Genomic DNA, 26,076 nt, shown 5'->3' on the forward strand with positions numbered 1-26,076 from the left:
AGTGCGTTACAAATAGTTACATCCTTTGTAATTACCCATTACAGAGCATTACAATCATCGAATAACGGTAACATGAGACGATTCTCTATGATGGGAGCCATCAAGCTCACTATCGTACTCAATGATAACCGTATACACTGAACCAGGTACTAATTTACCTCTCCACTTAGCGTCCCAACCTTGACCTTCAGTCCTAGCCTGATCGGAGTCAGCATATCTTCGGTTGAAGATGATTTCACCCCATCTATTATAGATGGTTAAGTCGATGTTTAATGCATATTTAGATCTAATCAGAAACTCGTCATTTAAACCATCTTGGTTTGGAGTCATTGCTGTTGGGGTATGCATTTTTGGTGGACAAATATCAGTGACCTGAATACTTGTTATTGTTTCACATTCAGTATCGTAATTTGCATCTATAATTCTGACAGTATATTCACCTTCTTCGTCTCTTTTTACGGATGAAGTAGTTTCTCCTGTATCTTCCCAATAATATAAAAAGCCATTGTCTTGCGGTGCTTGAAGTTCTATTTCTATCGCCGTTTCAAAACAAATGACTGTATCTGTTACAGCGAATTCAGGAGGTAGTGGACGGTGTATCACTTCGAATGTTTGAGAAAATGTACATTCCTTTCCACTTTCATGTAATACTGTATTGACAACAGAATATTCCCCTGGTTCACTAACGGTAATTGTAGAAGAAGTTTCTCCTGTTGACCAAACAAAACCTTGAGTAGTTCCAGAGTAGTTTCCAATATTTGCATCTAATGTTACTTCTTCAGTCTCACAGACTTCATAAACTACTTGTTCTGTTTCGATTTTTGGAATAACAAATACAGTAACAGAGTCATAGCTAACACATCCAAATTCATTGGTAACCATAACTGAATACGTTTGATCTTCTGTAGGTTGAACAGTAATATTTCCACTTGTTTGGTTATTACTCCATAAATAAACGACTCCACCTTCTGCTGTTAAATCTGCTGTTTCACCTTCACAGATATAGAAGTCTTCAGTAATGGTAATCGTTGGTTCAGGATGTACATTTAATTCTCTTTCGAAGCGTTTTATACACCCATTAGTAGTTGTTATTTGTAGTAAGACATTAAATGTTCCGACTTCATTATATAAGTTTCTTGGTGAAAATTCTTCTGAGGTAAAGTTGTCCGATACACCATCATAATTGAAGTCCCATTCTACTTTAGCTATACCAAAATCACCTGATCGAAGATTTCTCCCTTCAAGCGTTGAAAGGTTGATAAATTCTGCTTCATTAAATACACAGATATCTTCAACACTAAAAGAGGGTTCGGGAAGTTCAAAAACCGTAACATTGTTTATGATCTCTTCTGAAGAACAACCTCCAACTGGAGTAACTACCAATGAAACCGCTTGAATACCGTGTGTAGGGAAAGTATATTCTAGTATTGGAGTAGTTGTGGTGGTATCAAATCCAGATAAATTCCAAGCATATTCAACTGTAATATCATCTGTATTAATATAGTCAGCCGTTAATGTTGTTGGGAAACCAACACAAACACTAGTCGCTGTAAAATTGGCATCAGTGATTGGATCAATCACCTCAACAGAAGTATAAGTTTCACAATTGGTTGTATCTGAGGTATCGATAATAGTTACAGAGTAAACGCCAATTTGACTCCTTGTTACTGACGAAGTAGTTTCTCCTTGATCCCATAAGTAAGTATAACCTGGTTGTTCTGGTGCTTGAATAGTAATGTCTCCAGTATTAAAGCAATGTACTAAAGTATCTTGATCAAATTCTTGAGGCAATTCATTAAATACTGCTCTAAATGTTTTTACTAAAGTACAATACTGACCATCAGGTCTGAGTACTCTGTTTGTTATTGTGTAATCACCAGTTTCAGTAACTGTTATACTAGAGGTAGTTTCACCATTAGACCAATCAAAATTTTCTACTGTCCCTTCAAATTCATTAATACTACCGTCTAGCTCAATCGTTTCCCCTTCACAGGCTCTAAATTCAGTAAGTGATTCTCTGAAAGTTGGAATCATATAAATCTTCACACTGTCTTCTGTTAAGCAACCAAATTCATTCCATGCTTTAACATAATATGTAGTAGAATCTGCGGTAGGAGTGACTGTAATACTAGGTGTCGTTTCACTTGTACTCCATTCGTATGTTGTGCCTCCAATAACTGATAGAGTGATAGACTCACCAAAACAAATGTAGGTGTCTTCATCAGGTGTTATTGATGGAAGTGGGTTGATAGTGACTTCCTTTATTATTTCTTCTACACATCCAAAAACAGTATATACTTCCAATTTCACTTCGTAAGTTCCTTCTGAAGGGAAAATATACTCTGGTGAAATGGTATTTGAATGTACAACAGTAGGAGCATTTAAATGATCAAAATACCAACGAACTTCTTGTATTGTTGTAGAATCTGTTGATAGTAATGTTCCATTAAATGAAGATAGGTTATCGAATGTGGTAGGTTCACCAAGACAAACAGTAGTTGATGAGAAATCAACCGTTGGAATTGGTTCAACCACAACTTGTTTTGTAATTGATGCCTCGTTACAGAGATTATCAGAAGTGATGGTCATAGTGATATCATAAGTTCCTTCGGTTGTAAACTTATATTTTAATACACTATCTTCTTGAGCTATTGTCTCAATGATATTTGAACCATCAGAAATTTCAAATGTATAGTTTGTGATCGTTCCTCTACTGAATGGTGTAAAACCAGACGCACTGGCATCGAATGTTGCAGAATCGTATAAACAGATAGAGGTAATTTCTTCTAATTCTGGAGTTAAGGTGGGATCATACTTCACATTAAATGTCCTTTCTGAAGATGCAGTTTCTGTATCAGTATGATTATATGCAGGATTAACATAGTCTACATACTCAGCATCTACCCAAATTTTTAATGTATAATCGCGGCCATCCTCATCGTCAGGATCAACTTCAAAATATCCACCGGTATTTCCATAGGTGAATGTTACAACAGAATCCATACCTCCATCAGCTTCAGGAATAAGGTTGCCATCTACAAACCATTGGTATTTAGTTTCTCCTTTATAACTAAATTTCCCAGGGATGTCTACATTGGCTACTTCAAAAGTTTTATCATAACCTTCTACAGTTGTATCTCCTGCCGATGTACATAAATGAATATCACCCAATACAACCTCTGGAATACGGAAAACTGAAATAAATTCATCTGATACAGCACCATAATCACAGCTGGATATAGTGCCATTAGGCGCTTGAATTTGAGATTGGAAAATCAACTTAGGAGTATAACTAACATCTTGATTTAAAGCATAAGTAAACTCCTGAATTTGATTGTCTCCACCATCACCATAATCTGAATCCCAGATGTATTCGATACTAATTACATCATCAGAAACATATCCAGGAATAGCTTCCATAGAAGTAGTTAGAGGAGCATAACCTGCTTTTTTATAGATGTAAAATGAGCCACTAACTCCGCCAACTTCTAAAACAAAGTCATCTGCAGTGAAAGTACATCCTTCAGCATCTTCTGTTGTTAATTTTATTATATAATCACCAGGTTCAAAGAAATAACTAATTGATCCTGAGGTTTCTTCTAACATGAATACTGTACTGCCGCCTTTTTCAATGGCCCATGTCCATTTAGTGATAGGGACAATATTACCATCCGCATCTGTTCGAGTAATGGAATTTCCATCGGTGTTATCTGCCAAATCAGTAAATGTAATTGATGATGGACAGTCAAGTGATAACTCACTTGGTGTAAACCTAGCTTCTCCAATAGGTAATTCAGGGACATCAAAAGTGATTTCATCAGTGACTGAGCATCCGTTTTGGTCTGTAATCGTTAACTCTATGGTGTATTGCCCCTCAGTGAAAGAATTAAACTGATAGATATTACTGCTTTGTGCATCAGGTGTTACTGTCGTTGTGCTTCCGTCAGGAGCTGTAATATTCCACAATGTTGAACCATTTTGAATATTGTAGACGGTTTCATCAGTAATTTTTGGATCAACATATGTTTCAATGTAATCACACTTATATACGAAGTTTATATAATCATCGACATCACCTGAAAAATCAAGTTGAGGTTGCGTCACTCTAGTATTTTCAAAAACTTCTAAAGGACAAGCATCCGAATAAACTCTTAGGTAAACTCTTTTAGACCTCCTTTGTGGATTATTTACATAGGTATAAGTGTATGTAAAATCATCAATAACATTAGTTGATCCTGAAGATTCCATAATAGCTGTAGATCCATCTCGGTTGTCGACCCACCATTCCCAAGTAATATTTGGAGCATTTAAAATACTACCAGCATCTACTGAATAGGTTACTGGTTCACCCAAACATATATTATTTTCACTATCACTAATTGAGAGTGTCATTTCGTATACATTGATCGTACCGCTCTTTAATTGATCAGAACAACCATTATCATAGTTTACATCTACTTCAAATTCCCATGTGCCTTCTTCAGTAAATGTATAATTTGGGCGTCTACTTGTAATATTTACTATGGATCCTGTATTTGTATTTGTAAAAGTCCACTCATAGGTTCCTGCATCAGAAACACCTGGATTAAAGTAGATAGGGGTGCTTGTACAAACATCACTTGGCATATTATAGTTAGTACTTGATTCTCCCCAAGTAATGGCCAGTGGGTCTGGTTTTAAAGCTACTGTAACACTACTAGAAAATTCATCCTCACAATAAGTTGGAGGTTGAATTGTAGGTTGAGAACCAGTATTGTACACAGTTAATGTCACATTCAGCGTCTCACCATAAGTGACGTTTAAATCTTTATATAGTTGATCATTAATGATATCATGGTTTTCATCAGTGGTACGAATCTGTTCAGTTCTACCATTTACTTCAAAATCCCAGACATATTCACCTCCTGTAGATGCGCCCGATGATAAATTTTGGATTGTAATAGAATTAGGATCGCAGACATCTGTGATGAGGAGGTCAAAATTAGCTCTTGGGATAATAACATTGATCTTTTGGAACACTGGATCGGTTTCACAACCATCTTGTCTAGCCCAAAATCCAACGATATACTCTCCATCATCTAAATCGTCATAGGTAAATTGCCCATCACCACCAACATTGTTAGCTGGAGTCCAATTAGGGTTATTGACATCCGCTACGTTATAATCCCAAAAGTATTGAATATCATTATCAGGAATCGAACTAACAGTTGTGTTATTAAAGTCGACTACTGTTCCATTACACACATTTGGTTCTATCAATCCATCATTTCCATCAATTTCAATAGAGAAAGCTAGGTTGATTTTCTCCCCAACTCTTAATACTTCAGTGACAGTAGAAGTACATCCATTACCAAAATCTAGATCAATAGTGATGTCGTATTCATCTGCTGCTAGATTACTTAAATTAAAGGTAGTGTTTGAGCTATTGTCGTTAAACCCTGTATTTCTACCATTTATGGTCCAAGTCCTTGATACCGATGTATCAGTAATAGGACTGCCATTTTGAGTTAAAGAATAATCTAAATCTAAACTATGAAATTCACAATCATCAATAATACCGTCAATTGACACAACAATGGGAGTTGATGTAATAACTATTTCGTCTATCACACACTCACCAAAGTCGTTGGCAACTAATTCGATAGTATAAGTTCCATAACTAGAAAATGTATAGGAAGGAGTGGTGTTATTCACTTCATCCTGATCATTAGTACCCTTTAATCGCCAAAAAAAGTTGGTCACATTATTTAGGTTATCTATTCCTAAATTAACGGTGAAATTATTATCAGTACAAAACTCTGTTTGATCTGCGGTAATTGAAATTCCGCTTAACGTCATAGGAGGTACAGTAATCACCTCACTGTAAGCACATCCATTATCCAATGTACTTGTGATTGTATATTGAATATTAGCATTTGTAGAATTGGTAAAGTTGTGACTTACACTGTTTGGAAGTTGTGTAGTTTGTGTTGAACTGCCATCACCAAAATCCCAAGTAATATTATCACCGTCTAAATTACTTGGAAGAGTAGGAGTAAAAGTAACGGGATAAAAAGCACAAAACGATGAAGGTTCGGTCACAGTAAACATATCTGTACCAACTCCAATAGAAACTGGAATAGTTTCACTTACAGGACAACCGCCATTATCAGCAGAAACTGTTACGGTATAGTTATCGCCATTGGCAATGTCAAAAGTATGAGACACATTTTGACCAGTAGCTGTACTACCATCACCAAAGTCCCAAATATACTCATCATCAGGTAGTGTCACGGGAGTATTTGATCCATCAGCAAGAATAGCAGAGACGGAAAAGTTTTCAGTATGAGTATTTAAACAACTAACAACCTCTTCAGGGTTTAATTGAAGCTCTACAATATCAGTAATGACAATTTTTGTGTGAATTTCACTATTGATATAACAACCATTGTCCGTAGTACCAACCAGGTAAGCGACATATCCTCCGGGGTTAGCAGGTAATGGGTTAGAATAGACACCTTCTGTTAATGTTTGACCATTGATAAGAAACTGAAGTCCATTAACATTGATAGTTGATGTTTTAGTAAATGCGACCTGTGTTCCAGTACATCCTTGGTAAACACTTGCTTCAAATTCTACTTCTGGAGCAGGGAAGATCGTCACATCTCCTGTTAATACTTTCTCTCCACCACCTTGATCGAATGTTGCCGTAATGGTATATACAATGGTATTGTCAGAAGTATTGAAAAATATCTTTGTAGGGTTTGTATTGCCATAAATAATGGGACTACCATCACCAAAATCCCATCTTAAATTGGTGATACTACCATTACCTTGTTCATCAATATAGAATTTTGAATTGAAGTTATTACATCCACCAAGGTCACTTGGAAAAGGATTGCCAGCATTTTGGTTACCCACCATGAGCTGCTGTGCATATATATCAGGAACAAAAAATAAAGTAAGTAAAAATAAAAGTAATATATCGTAAATCCTCAGTTTCATTTTGTATGTCGTTTATCAATGTTACAGGTTTGGAATAGGACATTTATCTGTCGGTACACCTACTTTGCCTTTTTTCTTTTTCTTTCTGTAATCAGGGTAGAAATTCATATCATATCTAAGTGATAATTCATGTGAATTTCCTTCAGAAACACTAAGACCTCCAATAGGGTGATCATAACTATATCCAATAGTAAATCGCTTTAATTGTACACCACTCATGATGACAATTGCATCTTGATTAAATTGAGAAGGGTGTTCGTTATCTTTAATTATTAATCCTCTATACCATAATCCTAAAATAATAGGATGATAATTTAAATTGACGCCAGTTGACAGCTGATCTTTTCTTCCTTGAGACTGGTAATGCATCATAAAACTTACCGTTCTATCATCATAGTTTCCAATAGTGCCATGCCAACGATAGGTAAGGGGAATTCTATAGCCAGCATTCATACTGAAGCGAAGAGGAAGGTTATCTTGCCCTACCTCATATCTTGAAATATTTGGTTGATTGATGTGGAAGAAGGAAACACCTACCCAAAAGTCTTTTCCATAAAACATTGTACCCGCAGAAATATCCGGGTAAATCCTACTATCCCTATCCACTCGATCACCAGTTGGATTACCAGTGATACCATCGTCATCAATTTGATCACCAAAAAGAAGGTGGTAAAACCCTAAAGATGATTGTTCAAAACCTAATTGTAATCCAAAACTTAACTGATACTTATTTGTGATCTGTAGTTTATAACCGCCTGTCGCATTAAAAATAAATCGATCCATTACTGCTCCAGAATTCTGAGCAAGAACATCCTGATGCAAAGAAACACCTACCCCAATATTCTTCTTTGGAATAGGAGTATCGAAAGACGCCAAAAAAGTACTGTAATTAGAAGGTAATCCTACCCATTGATTACGGTAATTAATATTTGCTCGCCCATCGCCAGCTGTGCCCACCAATGCAGGATTTAAATACAATGGAGCTGCATAGTATTGTGACAGATGTGCATCTTGAGCGTGAGAGTATTGATTATAAAGTAGTAAAGTCAACCAGAAAAAAAAATGGATAACTTTTGTTATTTGCTTTCTCATTGAATTCGTCTTCTAAGTTAAGTATTGCAGTACATGGTCTTAGAATTATACAATTATTTAGTAGTATCGATATAATTGCAATCTTCGTACCTAATGCGATAAGTACTTGTGTATACGAGTAGAAAAATTAGTTCAATTGTAAGATTAAGGTGAGATATGATTGAATTTTTCCTAGATAGAACCTTTTTTGAAAGAACTTACATTTGTTCTTAATGTGGATTCATTACCTTTAATTTGAAGGTTTTACCCTTCACTTACTATTTTTCAAATGTTGTACTTCTCTCATTCAAAAAAATATTCTTTTTTACTTTCACATGTAGAAAAAAAATCCTTTTTGTCATGAAATATAGGTAATCGTTATACAAGACCATCTTTTTGTGATTAAAGATATCTCAATGTTATGGCAACCCAATTGTTGGTTGAGAAACTTTAAAAATCATATTTCCTGTAAATAATTCTAAAGAAAACCCAACTTCTTATAAGTGTCATTTTGATAATTTATCTTTCAAAGATATCTTGCGTAATGTTGCATGAAATTGCTTGTTTGTGCAGTTATGATTCATCAATCATCGTAATTTAATGAGGAAATCTATATTACTTTTATCATCAGTTCTATTAACTATTATCACATTATCTTGTGAAAAAGAAGTAGTTAAAGAAATACAACAAAAACCAATTGATTATGTTGACCCATTTATTGGAACAGGAGGAATCGTGCATACTTTTCCTGGGGCAACGATCCCGTTTTCTATGATCCAATTAAGCCCGGATACAGACACAAAAGGGTGGGACCATTGTAGTGGTTATCATTATAATGACTCAACAATAAAAGGTTTTAGCCATACCCATTTAAGTGGTACGGGATGGTCTGATTTAGGTGATATATTGATTATGCCAACTGTTGGAGATATTCAATTAGAATCGGGACCACAAGATCAGCCAGATTTAGGATGGAGATCTAGATTCTCACATGATGAAGAAATAGCAGAACCAGGTTTTTATGAGGTAAACCTAAAAGATTATGGAATTACTGCAGCATTAACAGCCGGGCAAAGAGTAGGTTTTCATAAATATACTTTTCCTGCAACCGATTCAGCTAATATCATTATAGATCCCACTAACTTGATTTTTGGTGAGGTTCTGGAAACTCAAATATCAACTGATGATCCAACTGAAATTGTGGGCTATTGTAAATCAAATGGTTGGGGAGGTAAAAGATATGTATACTTCATCATTAAGTTTACAAAGCCTTATGATAAGTTTCAAATTTCGAGAAATGGGAAAATATCTTCTCATCTAAAAGTAAAAGATAAAGATGTAAAAGGTTTTGCCACCTTTAAAGTGGGAGAAAATGATCCTATCGAAGTTAAAGTTGCTATTTCTGCAGTTAGTCTAGATGGAGCAAGAAAAAACCTATTATCAGAAGGTCACAATTCATTTGCTTTAGCGGTACAACATGCACAGGAACAATGGAGCGAAGTTCTTAATAAATTCTCTATTGATGGAGGAACAGAAGAACAGAAAAGAATCTTCTATACAGGTATCTATCATAACTTTATTGCCCCCAATCTTTCAATGGATGTTGATGGGAAGTATGTAGCCATGGGTAAGAAGTTAGAAGCAGATGGTTTTACGAACTATTCAAACTTCTCTACTTGGGATACTTTTAGAGCAACAAAACCACTTATCAGTTTTCTGACGCCTAATTACTCTGCTGATTTTGTAGAATCATTAATTTCAAGACATAGAGATGCAAAAGAACATTTACCATTATGGGAACTAGCAGGGTTTGATAATACTTGTATGATTGGCTATCCATCAGTACCAGTGATTTATGAAGCAATGCAGAAAGATGTCAAAGGAATTGATGTTAATGAGGCTTTGGCTGCTATGGATGATATTGCACATTTTAATAAAATTTCTTCATCTGATGGCGATGGTGGATTAAATGAATATATCAAGTTAGGCTATGTACCAGCTCATATTCCCAAAAACGTCTCGAAGACATTAGAATATGCTTACGAAGATTGGGTAATTGCTCAAGTAGCTCAAAAAGCAGGTAATAAAAAACTGTATGAAAAATACATGCAAAGAGCCCAGAACTTCACGAATCTTTATCACCCAGAGAAAAAAACATTCTGGCCAAGAAAGTCAAATGGACAATGGTTTGGTGATATAGAGATGGATCAATGGGAACCTTTACAGAAACATTGGATCTCTGGCAATAAGTGGGCTTATGATTACTTTGTTCCACAAGCGATCTCTCAATTCATCGAAATGAAAGGAGGAAAAGATGCGTTCGCTGCTGATTTGGATACTTTATTTTCACAAGAGTTAGATATGAAAGGTGAAGAACATGTAGATATTTCAGGATTTATCGGTAGCTACGCACATGGAGATGAACCAGGGCATGCGAATGCATACTTGTACAATTTTGCTGGTCAACCTTGGAAAACCCAAGCCATGATTCGCCGAATAATGGACGAGATGTATTCAGATAAACCCGATGGCATGATTAATAATGAAGATTGTGGCCAAATGTCTGCTTGGTATGTTTTCTCTGCAATGGGATTCTACCCTGTTTGCCCAGGCGATAAACAATATATTATTGGTTCTCCTTTGTTCGATAGAGTATCAATGCAAGTAAGCAATGGTAAAACTTTTACTGTCGAAGCAAAGAATCAATCGGATAAAAATGTCTATATCCAAGCAGCTTCTCTTAATGGTAAAGACCTAGATAGAAGCTATATTACACAAGAAGAAATAATGGCAGGAGGTATCCTTAAGTTTGTTATGGGACCAGAACCAAATAAAAATTGGGGAACTGATGTTAATGATATTCCTAAATCACCAATACAATAATTACTACAATCCTATTATCATAATGAAGAAAAATACAATACTACCTTATCTACTTCTTCTTATTACGATTATGTCCTGTGGACAGAAGAAAGAAGAAAAAAAGGAATTAGAAGACTTAACCAAATACGTAAGTACATTAGTAGGGTCAAAGTCAGACTTTAGATTATCTACAGGTAATACTTATCCAGCAGTGGCAACTCCTTGGGGAATGAACTTCTGGACTCCACAAACCAATAATAATGGAGATGGATGGGCTTATATGTACCAAAAAGATAGTATTAACGGAATAAAACAAACGCACCAACCATCACCATGGATAAATGACTATGCAGCATTTGCATTATTCCCAATGGTAGGAGAAGTGAAGTTTAATGAGAAAGAAAGACAATCAAAATATTCTCATGATACTGAAACGGCGAAGCCACATTACTATAGTGTAGATTTAGAAACATATAATACAAGAGCAGAAGTAACACCTACAACTAGAGGTGCTGTCTTCCAATTTACATTCCCTCAATCAGGTGAAAGTAGTGTATTAGTAGATGCATATCATAAAGGTTCCTATGTGAAGATAATTCCAGAGGAAAATAAAATTGTCGGTTATTGTAAAAACAACTCTGGTGGTGTGCCAGATAACTTTGCCAACTATTTTGTTATTGTTTTCAACAAGCCCTTTAAAACACAAGGTACTTGGAATGGTAAAGATGCTACTTCATCAAAAGAGGTAAAAGCAGATAGAACAGCAGGTTATGTTACCTTTGATACAAAAGATGGTGAAGTGATTACAGCAAAAGTAGCTTCTTCATTTATCTCAATAGATCAGGCTGAGATTACATTAAAAAGAGAAATTGGTGAGAAATCTTTCACTACTGTAAAAGAAGAAGCACAATATGCATGGAACAAAGAATTTAATAAGTTAATGGTGAAAGGTGGTACTCAAAGAAGTATGGAGAATTTCTATACTTCAATGTACAGAACATTGCTTTTCCCTAGAAAATTCTATGAGTATGATGCAAATAACAAACTAGTGCATTATAGTCCTTATAACGGTCAAGTAGAAGATGGGTATATGTTTACTGATAATGGTTTCTGGGATACTTTTAGAGCTGTTTTCCCATTCTTTACAGTGATGTATCCGGAGTTAAATAGTCATATTATGGCTGGTTTAGTTAATACATATAATGAAAGTGGTTGGTTGCCAGAATGGGCTTCACCGGGTCACAGAGATTGTATGATTGGCTCAAACTCTGCAGCTATTATCGCTGATTCTTACCTTAAAGGTATCAGAGGATACGATATTGAAACACTTTATGCTGCAATTATCAAGAATACTAAAAACCATGGTCCATTAGGTTCTGTCGGTCGTATGGGTGTGGATTATTATAATGATCTTGGATACATCCCTTACGATGTAGGCATCCATGAGAACACAGCAAGAACATTGGAATACGCTTACGCTGATTTTACAATCATGGAATTAGCTAAAGCTTTGAATAGACCTCAAGAAGAGATTGATCTTTTCCGTAAGAGAGCTGATAATTATAAAAATGTTTTTGATCCATCAACAAACTTTATGAGAGCAAAAATGAAAGATGGTTCTTGGCAGACTCCATTTATCCCAGAAGCTTGGGGTGGTGCATTTACTGAAGGTTCATCTTGGCATTATACATGGTCAGTATTCCATGATCCAGAAGGTTTAGCAGACTTAATGGGAGGTAGAGAAGCATTTGCAGCAAAATTAGATTCTGTATTCTCAACTCCATCTATTGCCAATCATGATTACTATGGTTTCGAAATTCATGAGATTACTGAAATGAAAGTAGCTGATGAAAAATATGGAACAGGCCAATATGCACATGGTAACCAGCCTATACAACACGGTATATACTTATATGATTATGTAGGTCAACCTTGGAAAGCACAGAAATGGACAAGAAAAGTATTGAAAGACCTTTACAGCCCAACTCCTGATGGTTTATGTGGTGATGAAGACAATGGACAAACTTCTGCTTGGTATGTATTCTCTGCTTTAGGAATGTACCCAGTTGCTCCAGGAACTGGAGAATATGCCATCGGTTCACCTGAGTTTGAAGAGGCAACAATGTCTTTAGAAAATGGAAACACATTCAAAGTGATTGCCAATAACAATAATGAAAAGAATGTTTATATTCAATCAGCAAAGTTAAATGGGAAAGACTTTAATAAAACATTCATCACACATGATCAAATTATGGCTGGAGGTGAGTTAGTTTTTGAAATGGGTGATCAACCAAATAAGAACTGGGGTACTGCAGAAGATAGTGCACCTTATTCAATGTCAAGAGAAAAATAATTCAATTTTTGATATAATATTTAAAGGCACATTACGGTTGTTAATGTGCCTTTATTATTTTCTGTAACTCAATTTACATGTAAGGAATTAAATTATAGCAAATTATAATTAATCTAACTACAGGGAACATTAAGTGGTTGAAATTGTTATAGATATAAAGGTGTATTTATAAATTGACTAATTCATGCCATTAATAGTAATGTTGTAATGTTTTTACCGAAAGGATAAATAATTAAAAACATTTTCAATAAAACTTTATTATTATGTAGAAATCTCTAAATTTGTTTAATACAATAGGATTTATAGTATGACAAGAGAAGAACTTATCAATTATCTTAACACAGAACAACTCATCAACATCTCGAATGCTTTAAAAAATATGTTTGAAAGAACAAAAGCATTTTACTTTCAGGTAACAACAACTCTGACAGTCAACGATGATGGAAGATATGAAGTATCTACTCCTGATAACTTTCCTGTTTTTACCCCCAAAGGACAAGGGTTTTTAGAAGATGGAGGGGATTACTACAAAGGCGAGCTGAAGTTAAGAAACTTAGAAGAAGAAGATTCGCTTGAAATGGCAAAGGATTTGATAATAGCTTGTTTTGAAAACAATAAATAAGAGCTGAAACACTACTCGAACTTATTTAAGTGTCAATTAAATATATCTTTTATCACAAATTAATAAATCACTATTTGTGCTGTAAGACGACATAAATAACATGTATAATGTTTAAGATTTTTAAATCTAAAATTAACTATACTTCTGAACAGATTATCAATAACATCATTCGTAAGCAAAACTACTCAGATACTATCAAATTTATTTATCAAGACAACTTTGATAAAATACTAAGGATGATCATAAAAATGGGTGGTTGCGAAGCAGATGCTGAAGATATCTTTCAGGATAGCCTTTCAAAACTAATTATGAGTATTGAAACATCTCAATTTAAAGGAAGGGCGAACATTTCCACGTACTTATACAGTATTTGTAGAAATGCATGGATCAATACGCAAAAAAAACAGAACAAGTACAGCTTTTTTGATGAAAGTGCAGATCATCTATTAGAAGATTATGACCTAATAGATGAAATACCTTTTATCGAGGAAGACCAGAAAACTGTAAAGAAATTTTCGGAAGCATTTAAAAGCATTGGAACAGATTGTAGGAATTTACTAAAAAAACTGTACTTTGACCTTATGACTTATGAAATGCTGTTAACAACCCATAAAGACAAGTATAGTTCTGAGCAGGCAATCCGTAATAAGAAGAGCCGCTGTATTAAATATTTAAGAAAAAGTCTTGGTGATGACAAGGATCTTAGTAAAGAGGATATGATCAATATGATAGGACCTTGCTTGGACAAAGAGGAATAAAAAATTAATCTAAGTGATTACATTTATTAGCATTTGTGTCATATATGTATAGAAAAACATTTATGGTCAAATATTTTCAATGCTAAGAAAATAAAACTATGGAACAACTCAATAACTTTACGGAGATTGAGCAAAGGGTATATCTTGAATTCAAGAAAGAAGAAATCGGAAAGATTAGACAACAGATGAAGAAGAAGACTTCTTCAGTGTGGTTGAAATCAATGAAGGTCGCTTCTGTTGCTGCAACAACATTGCTTTTGCTTGGCTCTGTTTATGTAACCTTACTAATCTCGCCCCAATCAGTTGTTAATGATTCAATCGATAAGTATAACCTATCGGACAGATCATACACATTAACGGAAGAACGATTACCGCTACAAGTTGGTGTAAAAGCTTTACACGAACAGAAGTTCCATGATGCAGAAATGATTTTAATGACAGCGAAAGAGTCTGATCATAAAGATTTCTTTCTTTGCATGGCAGAAATAGGTGCAGGAAATTATGAAGATGCGAAAGTTCTTATGGAAAAAATGGAAAAAGATCCTGCTCACCTTTACCATCGAGAAATAACCAATTCATTAAAACTAAAGGTCTTTATGCTTGAACTTCTTCCATAAGAAGTAACAAATTGAGGGAATTAGAATGAGGAAGAGTAACCATAACCAATGGTTGCTCTTTTTTGTTATAGGGTCTATATCTCCACTGATAATCAAACTCCCCCAGAACATTGGGTTCTGTTTTAGCGCAGGGAAATCTTCAAAGAATTCTAACTTGGCTTTTTGTAAGGCGATATCTTTTTCATATCCATCTTTTAAAAACTTGAAGAACTTCTTTGAAATATATAGTGAGGCTTGGTCATTTACTTTCCAAAGACCGGCTAAAACCGAAGGAGCTTGTGAGTAGGCAAATGCTCTCTGAAAGCTCATCAAACCTTCACCTTTTATATATTTACCGTTAGCAGAGTAGCAAGAGCTAACAGAGATTAAGTTGTGTTTTGAAAAATCCATTTCCTCTACCTGATCAAAGGTAAAACCTTCCGGAAGGGAATCATGACCGTACAAGAAAATTCGAGAACTTTGTTCATCGTCACCAATTACTGTATGTGTAGCAAAGTGGATGATATCATAATCATTAACTGCCTTGATAACATTTTCTTTAGTGGCTTCTTCATTGATCAAAGTATTCTCAGTGATGCCTTCTACTTCTTCTTGAGAAAATTTCAAATCCTTATTTGCAAAAGGTGCAATACCTAGAATATCAATCTGATCATTCTTTACCTTAGGGAGAGAAGAAATAAAGTACTCATGATGTAAAGAAAAAGCATAGCTTATACTATGTTCTTCAATCACCTTCTTTCCATCTGAAAGGTTCAATATACCCAAAGGTATAGTTGATGTTAATTGATCAGCAGATATCATTATTCTATCTTCTTGATTGTTGAATACCTTTTGAGGTAACAACAAATGACTAATTGAATCTAACTGATTAATATAGGTTCGATCAATAAAATAATCACTCTGATATAATTTTGCAGAAAATGCTTTCAGTAAATTAAAGTCTCTTTCTTGGGCATTCACTACTTCAAGATTAAACTTCCCTTTGCTATAAGAAATGATAACAAACCTGTTATGTTCGTCTTGGTAATAAGAAACAAATCCAATATTCTTCTCCTCAAAATTTTCTTTAAAATATGACCTAAGAATATCTGGTGTGAGTAGTGGAGTCTCTTTTAATTTCTTTTTGAAATCAAAAACATTATCCAAGGCAAAATATTCATCAATAGACAAATTCTTAACGTTAGAACTTCTTTTATTAAGAATAGTTGATTTTGTATTTTCAATAATTTCTAAGGCTTTTAATAGATCATCTTCATTTTGATTTTTTTGATATTGATGGATATAAAAGTGTATAAACTCATCCTGTAAATCTTTTTGAGAAATAAAGGATACTAATTGATCTTTGTCGCCATGCTGTTTACCAATAAACTTCTTAAAGTGATGGTAACTTTTCCAATAATATTTGTCTTTTAATTGTTCATCATCTTCATAGAGGCCTTTTAGGTAATAGTGCTCCATATATTCATGATGAACCACACCTGTACTGTCCTTCCCTACATTTACATATTGATCCAAAACCAATTCAGAACTATCTAAATATTGAAGATACTCTTTACCACGATCATGATGAAATTGAGTAAGGTTCCTAAATATTAAATTCTTGAGAATTAGATTTCTTTGATATTTGGCAGGTAGTGCGAGGTTAATTTCATTTAAAGCAATATTGAATTCTGTGAGTGCTTGATCATTCTTTTCTAACTTCTCATAAGCTAATGCTTTTAATAAGTGGGCTCTTGAGAAGTAGAAATGGGTCATTAGTAATTCATCTGTACTATATACATTAATATTTTTAGTGATATTTTCTTTAGATAATTCCAAGAACTCATCTACTATAGTAATACTTTCAATCAATTTATTTTTCTCATATTGATATTTAGCATAAAAGTAAAAATAGTTGCTTCTGTTGAACTTCTTATTTTTATAATATTCATGGCATTGTTTAAAATAATCATCAATAACAGAATCATTTTTGGTAAGTGTCAAGTAACTAAAATAATCAGAGGATGGTGATTTTATATTTGAATGGTATTTTTGATATAATAAATCACCAAATGAATATTCTTTTTTTAAATAATAGATAAGGCCAAGCTTTGCTGCCATACTATTTTGAACATTCGAATTTTGCTTGATAAATGATTTATTTGCCTTATGGAAATAATATTCGGCTGAATCTAATGAACCTACTCTATTGTGATAGGTTCCAATAGCTTTCAAAGAATTAGAATATAACCATTCGTATTTTATTCCATTCTTTTCTTGAATTTGAATAGCTTCTCTGTAGTTACAAATTCCTTTTTCTATTTCTAATGTTTCTTTTAAATAAAGGTGCCCAAGAAAGAAACACGCAAATGTCTTTGCATTATAGTCAGTGGTTTTTTCTTTCAAAGACTCAAACCTATTAATAGAGGTTTCATAGTTTTTATTTTTAAAGTTGATATATGCATCATCCGCTAATTTACTATCATCGTTTTTTAGAAAAGGATAATTGAGAATTTGTAATATGATTAGAAAAAATATCATAATTTATTTAGAGTACTGATTACATATTATCTAGGAACATGTCTTACTAGTACTACTAAGATTAGTTAGAAAGTTTTTATTAACAAGTAATTCGGGAAATTTTATGAAATCGCTATCAAAAAAGTTAATTATTTTTTCAGTTATACTAACTGCCTTTTCATGTTCAATGCAAGAAAATGAGGTAGAACCTATTGAATATAATCCAGTTAATACTGAATTTGAGGTAATGTTTCCAGAACAAGATTCTCTAAATAATAGTAATAAGAAAAAAGTAAGGCTTAAATATTTTACTGATCCTACGGAAACAGATAAAAATCTCGGCCAAGATATATAAAAAAAGGCACTTATAAAGTGCCTCTTTTACTTGTTTTAGAGTATAACTCTAAAACTGAAAACTAACTATTAATTAATCTTTATATTCAAGGCTGAAGTAAGACTTTAGCCTAATATTTCATGATGTTAATATTTGTAATCCAAATTTATAAAAAAGTTTTTTATTAACATATAAAAAGTGATAAAAATCAACATTTTTATACAATTTTTTTGAATTAACTGTTTTCACATCTTAATTTTGACGCGAATCAAAGTTAAATGTATTGAAAACAGATTATTTCAAATTCGGTTTACACCTTGTCTGTGCAGTAGCCATTCTGTTCAATGCATTTTCTGTGTCCTTACTTAAAATGGATCTTGAAGATCAAAGAGACTTTATCGAAAAGGTCTTTTGTATTAATAAGGACAAACCTGAAATGTCTTGTCACGGACAATGTTTTATCAACAAACAACTTAAGAAGGAAGCAGAGAAGCAAAAAGAGTCTAATATGCATTCTACTAAAGAGGTAGTAATGTCGTTATGTGCTTCTGAAACTTTAATTCCTACTTTAGATCAAACCCAAGTATTGCCTGTAAGAGTGGTACAAAATTCTACAGAAGTACTTCTTACTTCTAAAGATCTTGTCGATCGATTATTACGACCTCCAATAGTATAGATAACTTTAATGAGTCACCTTTTATCTAAAGGTCTAAAACTCATGCCTTTTTTTCTCAATTTATTGAGTACTAATCATTATATCTATCATAAAAACTTTATGAAGGGTTGAATTGTATACCCTTTGTCGTAATATTTTAATCATGAAAAACGTATCTTTTTTACTAATCTCAATTTTTGCATTATTTTTTATTTCATGTAATCAAGATGAAACCAACCCACAAGAAGGATCAAATGTTATAGGTTCTTCAACAACGGATGAGGGGGTTGTATTAAACTTAACTTCAACGAAAGAAGCACTTTATGAAGGTGTTAATAATGTAACGTTCTCTCTTGGTAATGGTCAATCTTTATCTGAAGGTGGTACTTGGAAAATTACTCCTGTTATGGAAATGACGATGGATAATGGGATGAAACACATGCACTCAACACCAATAAAAGGATTTGATATTGGTAGTTCGAATACCACTTCTGGTGAAGGCCAAATTTTATTTGTAATGCCTACAGTAGAAAAGGGAGCTTGGGAATTACATATTGAATATATCGTAAATGATGCTGTCGAAGCAATGTGGATGATGCCAATTGAGGTAAATGCGGTGACATTCGAAACATCAGAGGCTAATTACAAAACAGTGATTATGCAACAATTAGATGGTAGTGAAGAAAGAATTGTCTTAGGATATAACTTCCTATCTGGTGGGCCAGAAATGGGAGCAAACGATATTGAAATCTTAGCATTTAAGAGAATTCCAGCAATGGATCATGGTCACCACGAAGAGGGACATGGTCATGATTTTGAAACATATGAGCCATATACTCAATTATCAATTAAAACAACTCCATGGATGCCTTCAATGTCACATGGTTCGTCAAATAATGTTGATCCAGAAGAAACGGAAGAAGGAGTTTATACTGGTGTAGTGAATTTCTCTATGACTGGTGACTGGCAAATTCAGTTAAATGTAAAAGACGGAGAAACAGAAATTATTAATGAAGAAGGTTTATCATTTTACCTTGAGTTTTAATGAAAAGTATTAAACTATTAATCGGTAGTGTACTATTTTTAGTTCTACTACCGATTACTTCAACGTTTGCTCAAGCTCAACTAAAGACTTATTATTTAGGTGAGGTGACAATTACTTCAGATACTATAGAAAACAAAGACTATCAGTTAACAATAGATCAAGTAATGGCAGAAAAGCCCGAATTGAATATTGTAAAAAGAGGTGGTTTTGCTTGGGAGCCCATTATCAATGGATATTCTGATGGACAGATAGCTGTTGTGATAGATGGGATGAGAGTATTTGGTGCTTGTACTGATAAGATGGACCCTGCTACTTCATATCTTGAGCCCATTAATCTAGAGTCATTTGACGTATTAAGATCTTCTGACGCACAAGAATTTGGAACTTCTTTAGGAGGAAGTATCAACGCAAGTATGAAATATCCCAATTTTGATGGGGAAACACACTTTGGTATTCAAAACTTTTATAGTACAAATACTAACGGTTATGATGGGAATATTTTCTTGGAAAAGTCGTCTGAGAAGTTTGGAGTAAGGTACTCTGGTGCATATAGAAAACATCAAAGTTATACAGATGGAAATGGAGAATTAGTACTATATACACAATATCAGAGACAGAACCATACGTTAACTTCAGGGTATAAATTATCTGAAAACGAAACACTGACAGCAATGTTGATGTTTGATCAAGGGAAAAATATTGGTTATCCAGCATTACCAATGGATGTAAGTTCTGCTACTGGGATAATGGGTAACATTGGTTATAAAAAACATAATGACCAAGCAAAATTTCAGCATTTAGAAGCTAAGGTTTATTACAACTTTATTGAGCATATCATGGACGATACGAATCGTGAGAATGTAGCAATTCGTATGGATATGCCAGGAAGGAGCAATACTTTTGGAGCTTGGGCTAAATTGGGTAGAAAAACAGAGAAACATCAGTTTTCTTTAAAGATAGATGCATTCGCAAACCACTTATTTGCAGATATGACGATGTATTCTCCAACAGGTGGAAAGGATATGTATATGATCACTTGGGGAGATATTCAAAGATATTCAATAGCAACATTTTTGAAAGATACTTGGAAACTGGACGACCGTTTAGAATGGGAAAACAGTATTCGTATTGAAGCCAATTCAATTAACTTATCGAATGAATTGGCAAGAAAACAATTTGAAACATTAAACTATACTGTAGATGGTCCAATTTCTCAATTGGGAGGTACCTTCTCTTCTGCTTTCAACTATCATTTAACAGAATCAATTACCTCATCATTTGGAATAGATTATACGCATAGATTACCTACTGCTTCAGAACTATATGGTTATTACCTTTTTAATGCAAGAGATCGCTTTGATTATATAGGAAACCCTGACTTGGATACAGAAAAAGCATTTGATTTTATTTTTAATCTTGAATATAATTCAGATGGTTGGGTATTTGGTATGAGTGCAAGAAAAGTATTTATCAATGATTATATTGTTGGAATTGTACAAGAAGACTTATTACCAATGACTATAGGAGCACTAGGAGTGAAGAAATATATGAATGTGGGTAAAGCGAATTCATCACATTTAAATATTTATGGTAGTAAATTAATTTCCAATTGGTTGAAATATGGTATTCACTTGTCATTTGATAATGGTACAATTGAAGAGTTACATTCTTCTATGCCTTATATGCAACCTTTGACAGTGAAACAGAATATTCAGTTACAGTTAAAGAACTTTGCTTTTGGGGTAGAATATGTTTACAATTCTGGTATGTCAACTCCTGCTGAAGAATTAGGAGAGCTGCCAACGAGCAGTTATCACTTGTTTAACTTACAAGGAGAATATGCTCTAGATTTAAATAAAGGAGAATTAAAGTTTATTGGTGCTGTTCAGAATATATTTGATGCTTACTATATAGACCCTTTTGCCTGGAATGAAATACCTAGTAGTGGAAGAAATATAAAATTGGGAATTAATTATAATTTCTAAAAAAGGAAAGCCTCACAAATTGTGAGGCTTTTGTCGTTTATATATGTGAAGCTTTAGTATAAATAACTTTTCCAGACTGTTTACATAGTGCAACATTGATCATTACAAACTCATTGACAACAAGCCTTACATGTACTGTTCCAGACTCTGTGATTACATCTTGAATTTGTGCCGTTTTTATCCCCGATTTAAATTCACAGAATATATTTTTAGTTGTCAAATTGTACAGATATGTAGCGTTGTCTTCCTCAGTGATACCTACCCATTGCTGTAAAATATCTTGAGCAAGGTGGTCATTCAATTCAACATCAATAATACGGATGTATTTGAAATACCAATCATTTACATCTGCAAATGAAGAAAAGCTAAGAGTAAGTGCAATTGATAAAGTAAGTAAGGCTTTCATATCTGGTCAATGATCTGGTTGTATTAATTAAACATCACGTAAGAAAAATTAATTCTTGTAATGTTAGATTAACATGAGAATACAAACCAAAATATCCATTGATGACTAAATTAGATGTAACCTATTAGTAAAGTACAATTGTTATCTCTTTTTAATCCTTATTTTTAGGGTTACATATAAAGTAAGGTTTATAGTGAAATGTGATTTTTATTATTTTAAGTGAAAAGCATCGAAGTTAAAACTGATACCTGCCAACAACTGAAACTGTGTATTGTATTCATTCCTTGAAGATGGATCTGTGTTTTCTTGTTGGAAATAATGATTGTTTGCATCCGCATACGTTCCAACAATATGAAGGTTAAAATCTTTGTCTTCCCAAGGATAGAATTCCAAAGCAACTTCATAGGTAATCATAAGAGAATTCTTTACTAACTCTGGCTTCTCTGTAACGGGATTAGTCACAATTACAGCATCATTTTCAGAGTCGAACATCACTTGGTCGAATATTAATTTTATAAAAGGTCTGAAATGTTTACCATTATATTTAAACTTAATAGGGGTCGAGTAGTAGGTGCCATTTTTATTAAAATTGGGCATATTTCGCGCTGTGATAAAATCTGTATCGATCCAGAATGTATCAAAATTCCATTGTAAGCCAAAAGAGAAGGCGAAGGGCATGCCATCATACAGGTTATAGTTACTTAAGGTGGTAACGTTAGAATATACCTTGATAAAATCTTTTACAATATGTCCCCACCAATACACATTAAATTGAGTAGCTTGTATTTGTTTCCCTAGAGAATCAATTTCATTCACTCCATTAGCTACCTGGAAGGCTATATGTTGACCAGATGCTGTAATATGTTCCGCATGTACTCCAGTTTTCCATAATCTTACATTATTATTGACATATGAATAACGGTAAACATCGTAGGGCCAATACTGTTGCTCCATGGTACCATAACCGTAGAAGAACTTCCCTGCTTTAAAAAGCCACTTCTTGTTATCTGTTGTATAGTTAATTGTTGCTACTTGAATATTATTGGATAAGTTAGAATCATCTACACCGGTTTGGTTAAAAGCTTGACGATAATTAAAAGTGAAGTTTTCATTTATTTTACCATTCAACATAAAGAGTAATGAAGACATTCTGAATCTACTATCATCTACATAACCGTCTATATCATTTCCAAACTGAATATTTCTATAATCAAAGCGCCCGTTAATAGGCATATCTAGACTACTAGTAAATTGTTCCCATCCACTTTCTTCTTTATCATGTGATTGTGAAAGAACAGGAATAGCCTGAACAAGAAAAAAGAGATGTAGAATAATAGTTCTGAGGATCATCGAATTTTGCATAGTAGTAGGTAATAAAATTCAAGAGATTGCTTCAATTAAAAATATGGTTCTAGTGTAATATCAAATTTGAAACACATTTACCCCAAATAAAATTCATTAATTAGCCAACCAATCTTGTATATTTATAGAATTAACCAATATTTTAATCAGATAATACCAAATGATTTCGAGGACTATTCCGGTAAAGAAGTTAGATGTATTAAGCGAAAAGCTTCAAAATTTTGAAAGTCATTACAATAAGGATTCCCATACGATAGAATATCTTGAAAATTCTGAGATACAATATTCATTAAGGTTACCTTGGCAATTAAATACACAATTTGAAGCAAGAGATGTTGTCTATGTCATCTGTATTATCCAAACAGAAAGTGCTTCAGTTGGGTTAGTAAAAAACGATGAGATCGTGTTGCATAAGACTTTTTCAACTTATGCAGTGAGGAAAAAACAAGGGAAAAGTCAGATAAAGTATTTAAAAACCAGAGGTAAGTCAAAAGCAGGATCAAGGTTAAGGTTGGCGAATACCATCAATTTTTTTGAACATATTAATGAAAGACTTACCGAGTATTTTAAGGATAATACAGTAGAAAAAATAGCATTTAGTTGTTCAAAAATACTTATTCCATATTTGTACTCATCTAAGGTGGCTTGTCCGTTTGATAAAAAAGATGAGAGAATATATAAAGTACCCAAACACCTCTCAAACGCTAATTTTGAAGACCTTCAAATGGTACATCAACTACTTTCAAAAGGTGAACTGATCATAAAAGAAGACAACAAAGATGAAGCAGAAGAAATGCTACAAGAAGTATTTGCAAACTAATCTAATAGTTCCCATACTATTCCTAATAATTGGGGGGTGTCAAACATCAACTAGCCAAACAAAAATGGAAAATATATATATACAAGGTAGAGTCGAACAAAGTAATGAACAAATAAAAATATTTTGGCCAGGTACCATTCTCACTTTCAAAATAAATGGAGGCCCATTAAAAGTTCAGCTATCTGATGATTTAGGAGAAAGTAGGTACTCAATCATCGTTGATGGTAAAGAAATAGAGGATATTCAGCCCACAGAGAATAAAGAATGGTATGTGTTGTATGCTCCTAAAGATAAAAAAGATCATACCGTTGAATTACATCGCAAAAACGATTTTTCAAAAGGAACCTCTACACTTTACGCAGTAGTTTGTGATGGAGATCTAGATGAAATAAAACCCAATAAAAAACATATCGAATATTATGGAAATTCCATTTCTGTAGGATATGCCAATGAAGATACAACAGGTAATGATGATAGTTATTTCACTAATAATTATTGGGCATATACTTCACAAACATCTAGGGCATTAAATACAGAACAAACGATTATTGCAAGAAGTGGTATAGGTTTAATGGTCAGTTGGTTTGATTTGATTATGCCTGAATTATATGATCGATTAAACCCAAATGATAAAAAATCAAAATGGGACTTTTCAAAGAAAATTCCTGATCTTGTTGTTATTAACCTAATGCAAAATGACAAGTGGTTGATGCAAAACCCTGATAATGAAAACTTCTTAAAGCGTATTGGAAGAAGGCAATTGGAAGGAGAGGAGATCATTGAAAAATATTCACAATTTCTCCAGGGTATACGATTAAAGTATCCTAATACACCTATCATTTGTACTTTAGGTTGTATGGATATTTCAAGCAAATCATCAGTATTTCCAGAATATGTCAAGTCGGCTATTCATTATATGAGGGATGACCAAATTTATTACTTAGAGTATCCTTTCTTGGCTAAGTTAGCTCATCCATCTGTAGAAATGCATACAAAGATGTCTCAATATCTTGTTGAGTTTATTCGGAAACATCAATTAATATAGTTGTAAGATTATGAGATAATACTTCACTTTTCTAGGTGAACTTTTGATCCTCAATTGCTTTTGATTATTTTCTATTCTGTCAATATTTTACACTTAACAGTAAACTACTTAGAGTATGTATGGAATTGTAAACAAGGCGATTCAAGGGCTAGTTATTGAGAACTTTGGAGAGGATAAATGGCGATCAATTTTGAAAGAGAGTGGAGTAAGTATAGATATGTTCGCCGGAAATGAGATTTACGATGATAGTATTACCTTCGATCTTGCGATAGCAGCATCTAAAGTTTTAGAATTACCATTATCGGATGTATTAGTAGCATTTGGAAAGTATTGGGTCTTAAATACAGCAAAGAAACATTACGGTTCATTAATGGATACAGGAGGAAATACCTTGAAAGAGTTCTTTGTTAATCTACCAAATTTTCATAGCCGAGTAATGTTGCTCTATCCAAATATTCAGCCTCCAGAGTTTGATGTAGAAAGTGTAAGTGAGAATGAGCTGAAACTAAGATATTTTTCTAAAAGAGAAGGACTAACGGATTTTGTTCATGGTTTAATTCTTGGTTTAGGAGAAGCTTTCGATACTGAAGTGTCAACTGAACTTTTGGAAGGAAGAAAGGATGGCTTAAAATACGATGAATTTTCTGTAAAGTGGTAG

Annotated in this window: 17 protein-coding genes; 12 read left to right on the top strand and 5 right to left on the bottom strand. The window is 33.6% G+C overall.

Features of this window, described 5'->3' with window-relative positions; all coding sequences use genetic code 11:
• Window positions 1-54 precede the first annotated feature (54 nt).
• Both HGP29_RS20450 and HGP29_RS20455 read right to left on the bottom strand, forming a co-directional pair.
• Window positions 55-6,984: a PKD domain-containing protein gene (locus HGP29_RS20450; RefSeq protein WP_168884297.1), complete on the bottom strand. Its 6,930-nt coding sequence runs from the start codon at window positions 6,982-6,984 to the stop codon at window positions 55-57.
• Window positions 6,985-7,005: 21 nt separating this feature from the next.
• Complete coding sequence (locus HGP29_RS20455) at window positions 7,006-8,076, bottom strand: PorP/SprF family type IX secretion system membrane protein (protein WP_168884298.1); 1,071 nt, start codon at window positions 8,074-8,076, stop codon at window positions 7,006-7,008.
• 579 nt (window positions 8,077-8,655) lie between these two features.
• On the opposite strand from HGP29_RS20455, the gene HGP29_RS20460 reads away from it, so the two are divergent.
• The 5 genes from HGP29_RS20460 (at window position 8,656) to HGP29_RS20480 (ending at window position 15,267) form a co-directional block, all read left to right on the top strand.
• Window positions 8,656-10,938 (top strand): GH92 family glycosyl hydrolase, encoded by a 2,283-nt coding sequence (locus tag HGP29_RS20460; protein WP_168884299.1) that lies wholly within the window; start codon window positions 8,656-8,658, stop codon window positions 10,936-10,938.
• Window positions 10,939-10,960: 22 nt separating this feature from the next.
• Entirely contained in the window at window positions 10,961-13,270 is a 2,310-nt protein-coding gene (locus HGP29_RS20465; RefSeq protein WP_168884300.1) for a GH92 family glycosyl hydrolase, read from the top strand.
• A gap of 307 nt (window positions 13,271-13,577) precedes the next feature.
• On the top strand, window positions 13,578-13,892 hold the full coding sequence (locus HGP29_RS20470) for a hypothetical protein (protein WP_168884301.1): 315 nt from the start codon (window positions 13,578-13,580) through the stop codon (window positions 13,890-13,892).
• Window positions 13,893-13,999: 107 nt separating this feature from the next.
• Window positions 14,000-14,650, top strand: coding sequence for an RNA polymerase sigma factor (locus HGP29_RS20475; protein ID WP_168884302.1), 651 nt, complete (start codon window positions 14,000-14,002; stop codon window positions 14,648-14,650).
• Window positions 14,651-14,748: 98 nt separating this feature from the next.
• On the top strand, window positions 14,749-15,267 hold the full coding sequence (locus HGP29_RS20480; protein WP_168884303.1) for a hypothetical protein: 519 nt from the start codon (window positions 14,749-14,751) through the stop codon (window positions 15,265-15,267).
• On the opposite strand, the gene HGP29_RS20485 is transcribed toward HGP29_RS20480, so the two are convergent.
• Window positions 15,235-17,787: a CHAT domain-containing protein gene (locus tag HGP29_RS20485; protein ID WP_168884304.1), complete on the bottom strand. Its 2,553-nt coding sequence runs from the start codon at window positions 17,785-17,787 to the stop codon at window positions 15,235-15,237. The two genes, HGP29_RS20480 and HGP29_RS20485, sit on opposite strands and share 33 nt — an antisense overlap.
• A gap of 103 nt (window positions 17,788-17,890) precedes the next feature.
• On the opposite strand from HGP29_RS20485, the gene HGP29_RS20490 reads away from it, so the two are divergent.
• The 4 genes from HGP29_RS20490 to HGP29_RS20505 all read left to right on the top strand — a co-directional run bounded on the left by HGP29_RS20490 (window position 17,891) and on the right by HGP29_RS20505 (window position 21,785).
• Window positions 17,891-18,121, top strand: a complete 231-nt coding sequence (locus tag HGP29_RS20490) for a hypothetical protein (RefSeq protein WP_168884305.1) — start codon at window positions 17,891-17,893, stop codon at window positions 18,119-18,121.
• A 262-nt stretch (window positions 18,122-18,383) separates the two neighbouring features.
• Window positions 18,384-18,776, top strand: a complete 393-nt coding sequence (locus HGP29_RS20495) for a hypothetical protein (RefSeq protein WP_168884306.1) — start codon at window positions 18,384-18,386, stop codon at window positions 18,774-18,776.
• Between the two features lie 142 nt (window positions 18,777-18,918).
• The gene (locus tag HGP29_RS20500) at window positions 18,919-19,800 is read left to right on the top strand and encodes a FixH family protein (protein WP_168884307.1); all 882 of its coding nucleotides are present in this window, start codon (window positions 18,919-18,921) and stop codon (window positions 19,798-19,800) included.
• A complete protein-coding gene (locus HGP29_RS20505; RefSeq protein WP_168884308.1) occupies window positions 19,800-21,785 on the top strand; it encodes a TonB-dependent receptor plug domain-containing protein in 1,986 nt (661 codons plus the stop codon). Before HGP29_RS20500 ends, HGP29_RS20505 begins: the two co-directional genes overlap by 1 nt.
• 37 nt (window positions 21,786-21,822) lie before the next feature.
• On the opposite strand, the gene HGP29_RS20510 is transcribed toward HGP29_RS20505, so the two are convergent.
• Window positions 21,823-22,191, bottom strand: a complete 369-nt coding sequence (locus HGP29_RS20510; protein WP_168884309.1) for a hypothetical protein — start codon at window positions 22,189-22,191, stop codon at window positions 21,823-21,825.
• A 210-nt stretch (window positions 22,192-22,401) separates the two neighbouring features.
• A complete protein-coding gene (locus HGP29_RS20515) occupies window positions 22,402-23,553 on the bottom strand; it encodes a porin (protein ID WP_168884310.1) in 1,152 nt (383 codons plus the stop codon).
• 160 nt (window positions 23,554-23,713) lie between these two features.
• Between HGP29_RS20515 and HGP29_RS20520 the strand changes: the two genes are divergently transcribed.
• From HGP29_RS20520 to HGP29_RS20530, 3 genes are all read left to right on the top strand, one after another.
• Window positions 23,714-24,373 (top strand): hypothetical protein, encoded by a 660-nt coding sequence (locus HGP29_RS20520; RefSeq protein ID WP_168884311.1) that lies wholly within the window; start codon window positions 23,714-23,716, stop codon window positions 24,371-24,373.
• Window positions 24,374-24,437: 64 nt separating this feature from the next.
• Window positions 24,438-25,418: an SGNH/GDSL hydrolase family protein gene (locus HGP29_RS20525; RefSeq protein ID WP_168884312.1), complete on the top strand. Its 981-nt coding sequence runs from the start codon at window positions 24,438-24,440 to the stop codon at window positions 25,416-25,418.
• Window positions 25,419-25,533: 115 nt separating this feature from the next.
• The gene (locus HGP29_RS20530; RefSeq protein ID WP_168884313.1) at window positions 25,534-26,076 is read left to right on the top strand and encodes a heme NO-binding domain-containing protein; all 543 of its coding nucleotides are present in this window, start codon (window positions 25,534-25,536) and stop codon (window positions 26,074-26,076) included.

Source organism: Flammeovirga agarivorans, assembly GCF_012641475.1.
GTDB lineage: Bacteria > Bacteroidota > Bacteroidia > Cytophagales > Flammeovirgaceae > Flammeovirga > Flammeovirga agarivorans.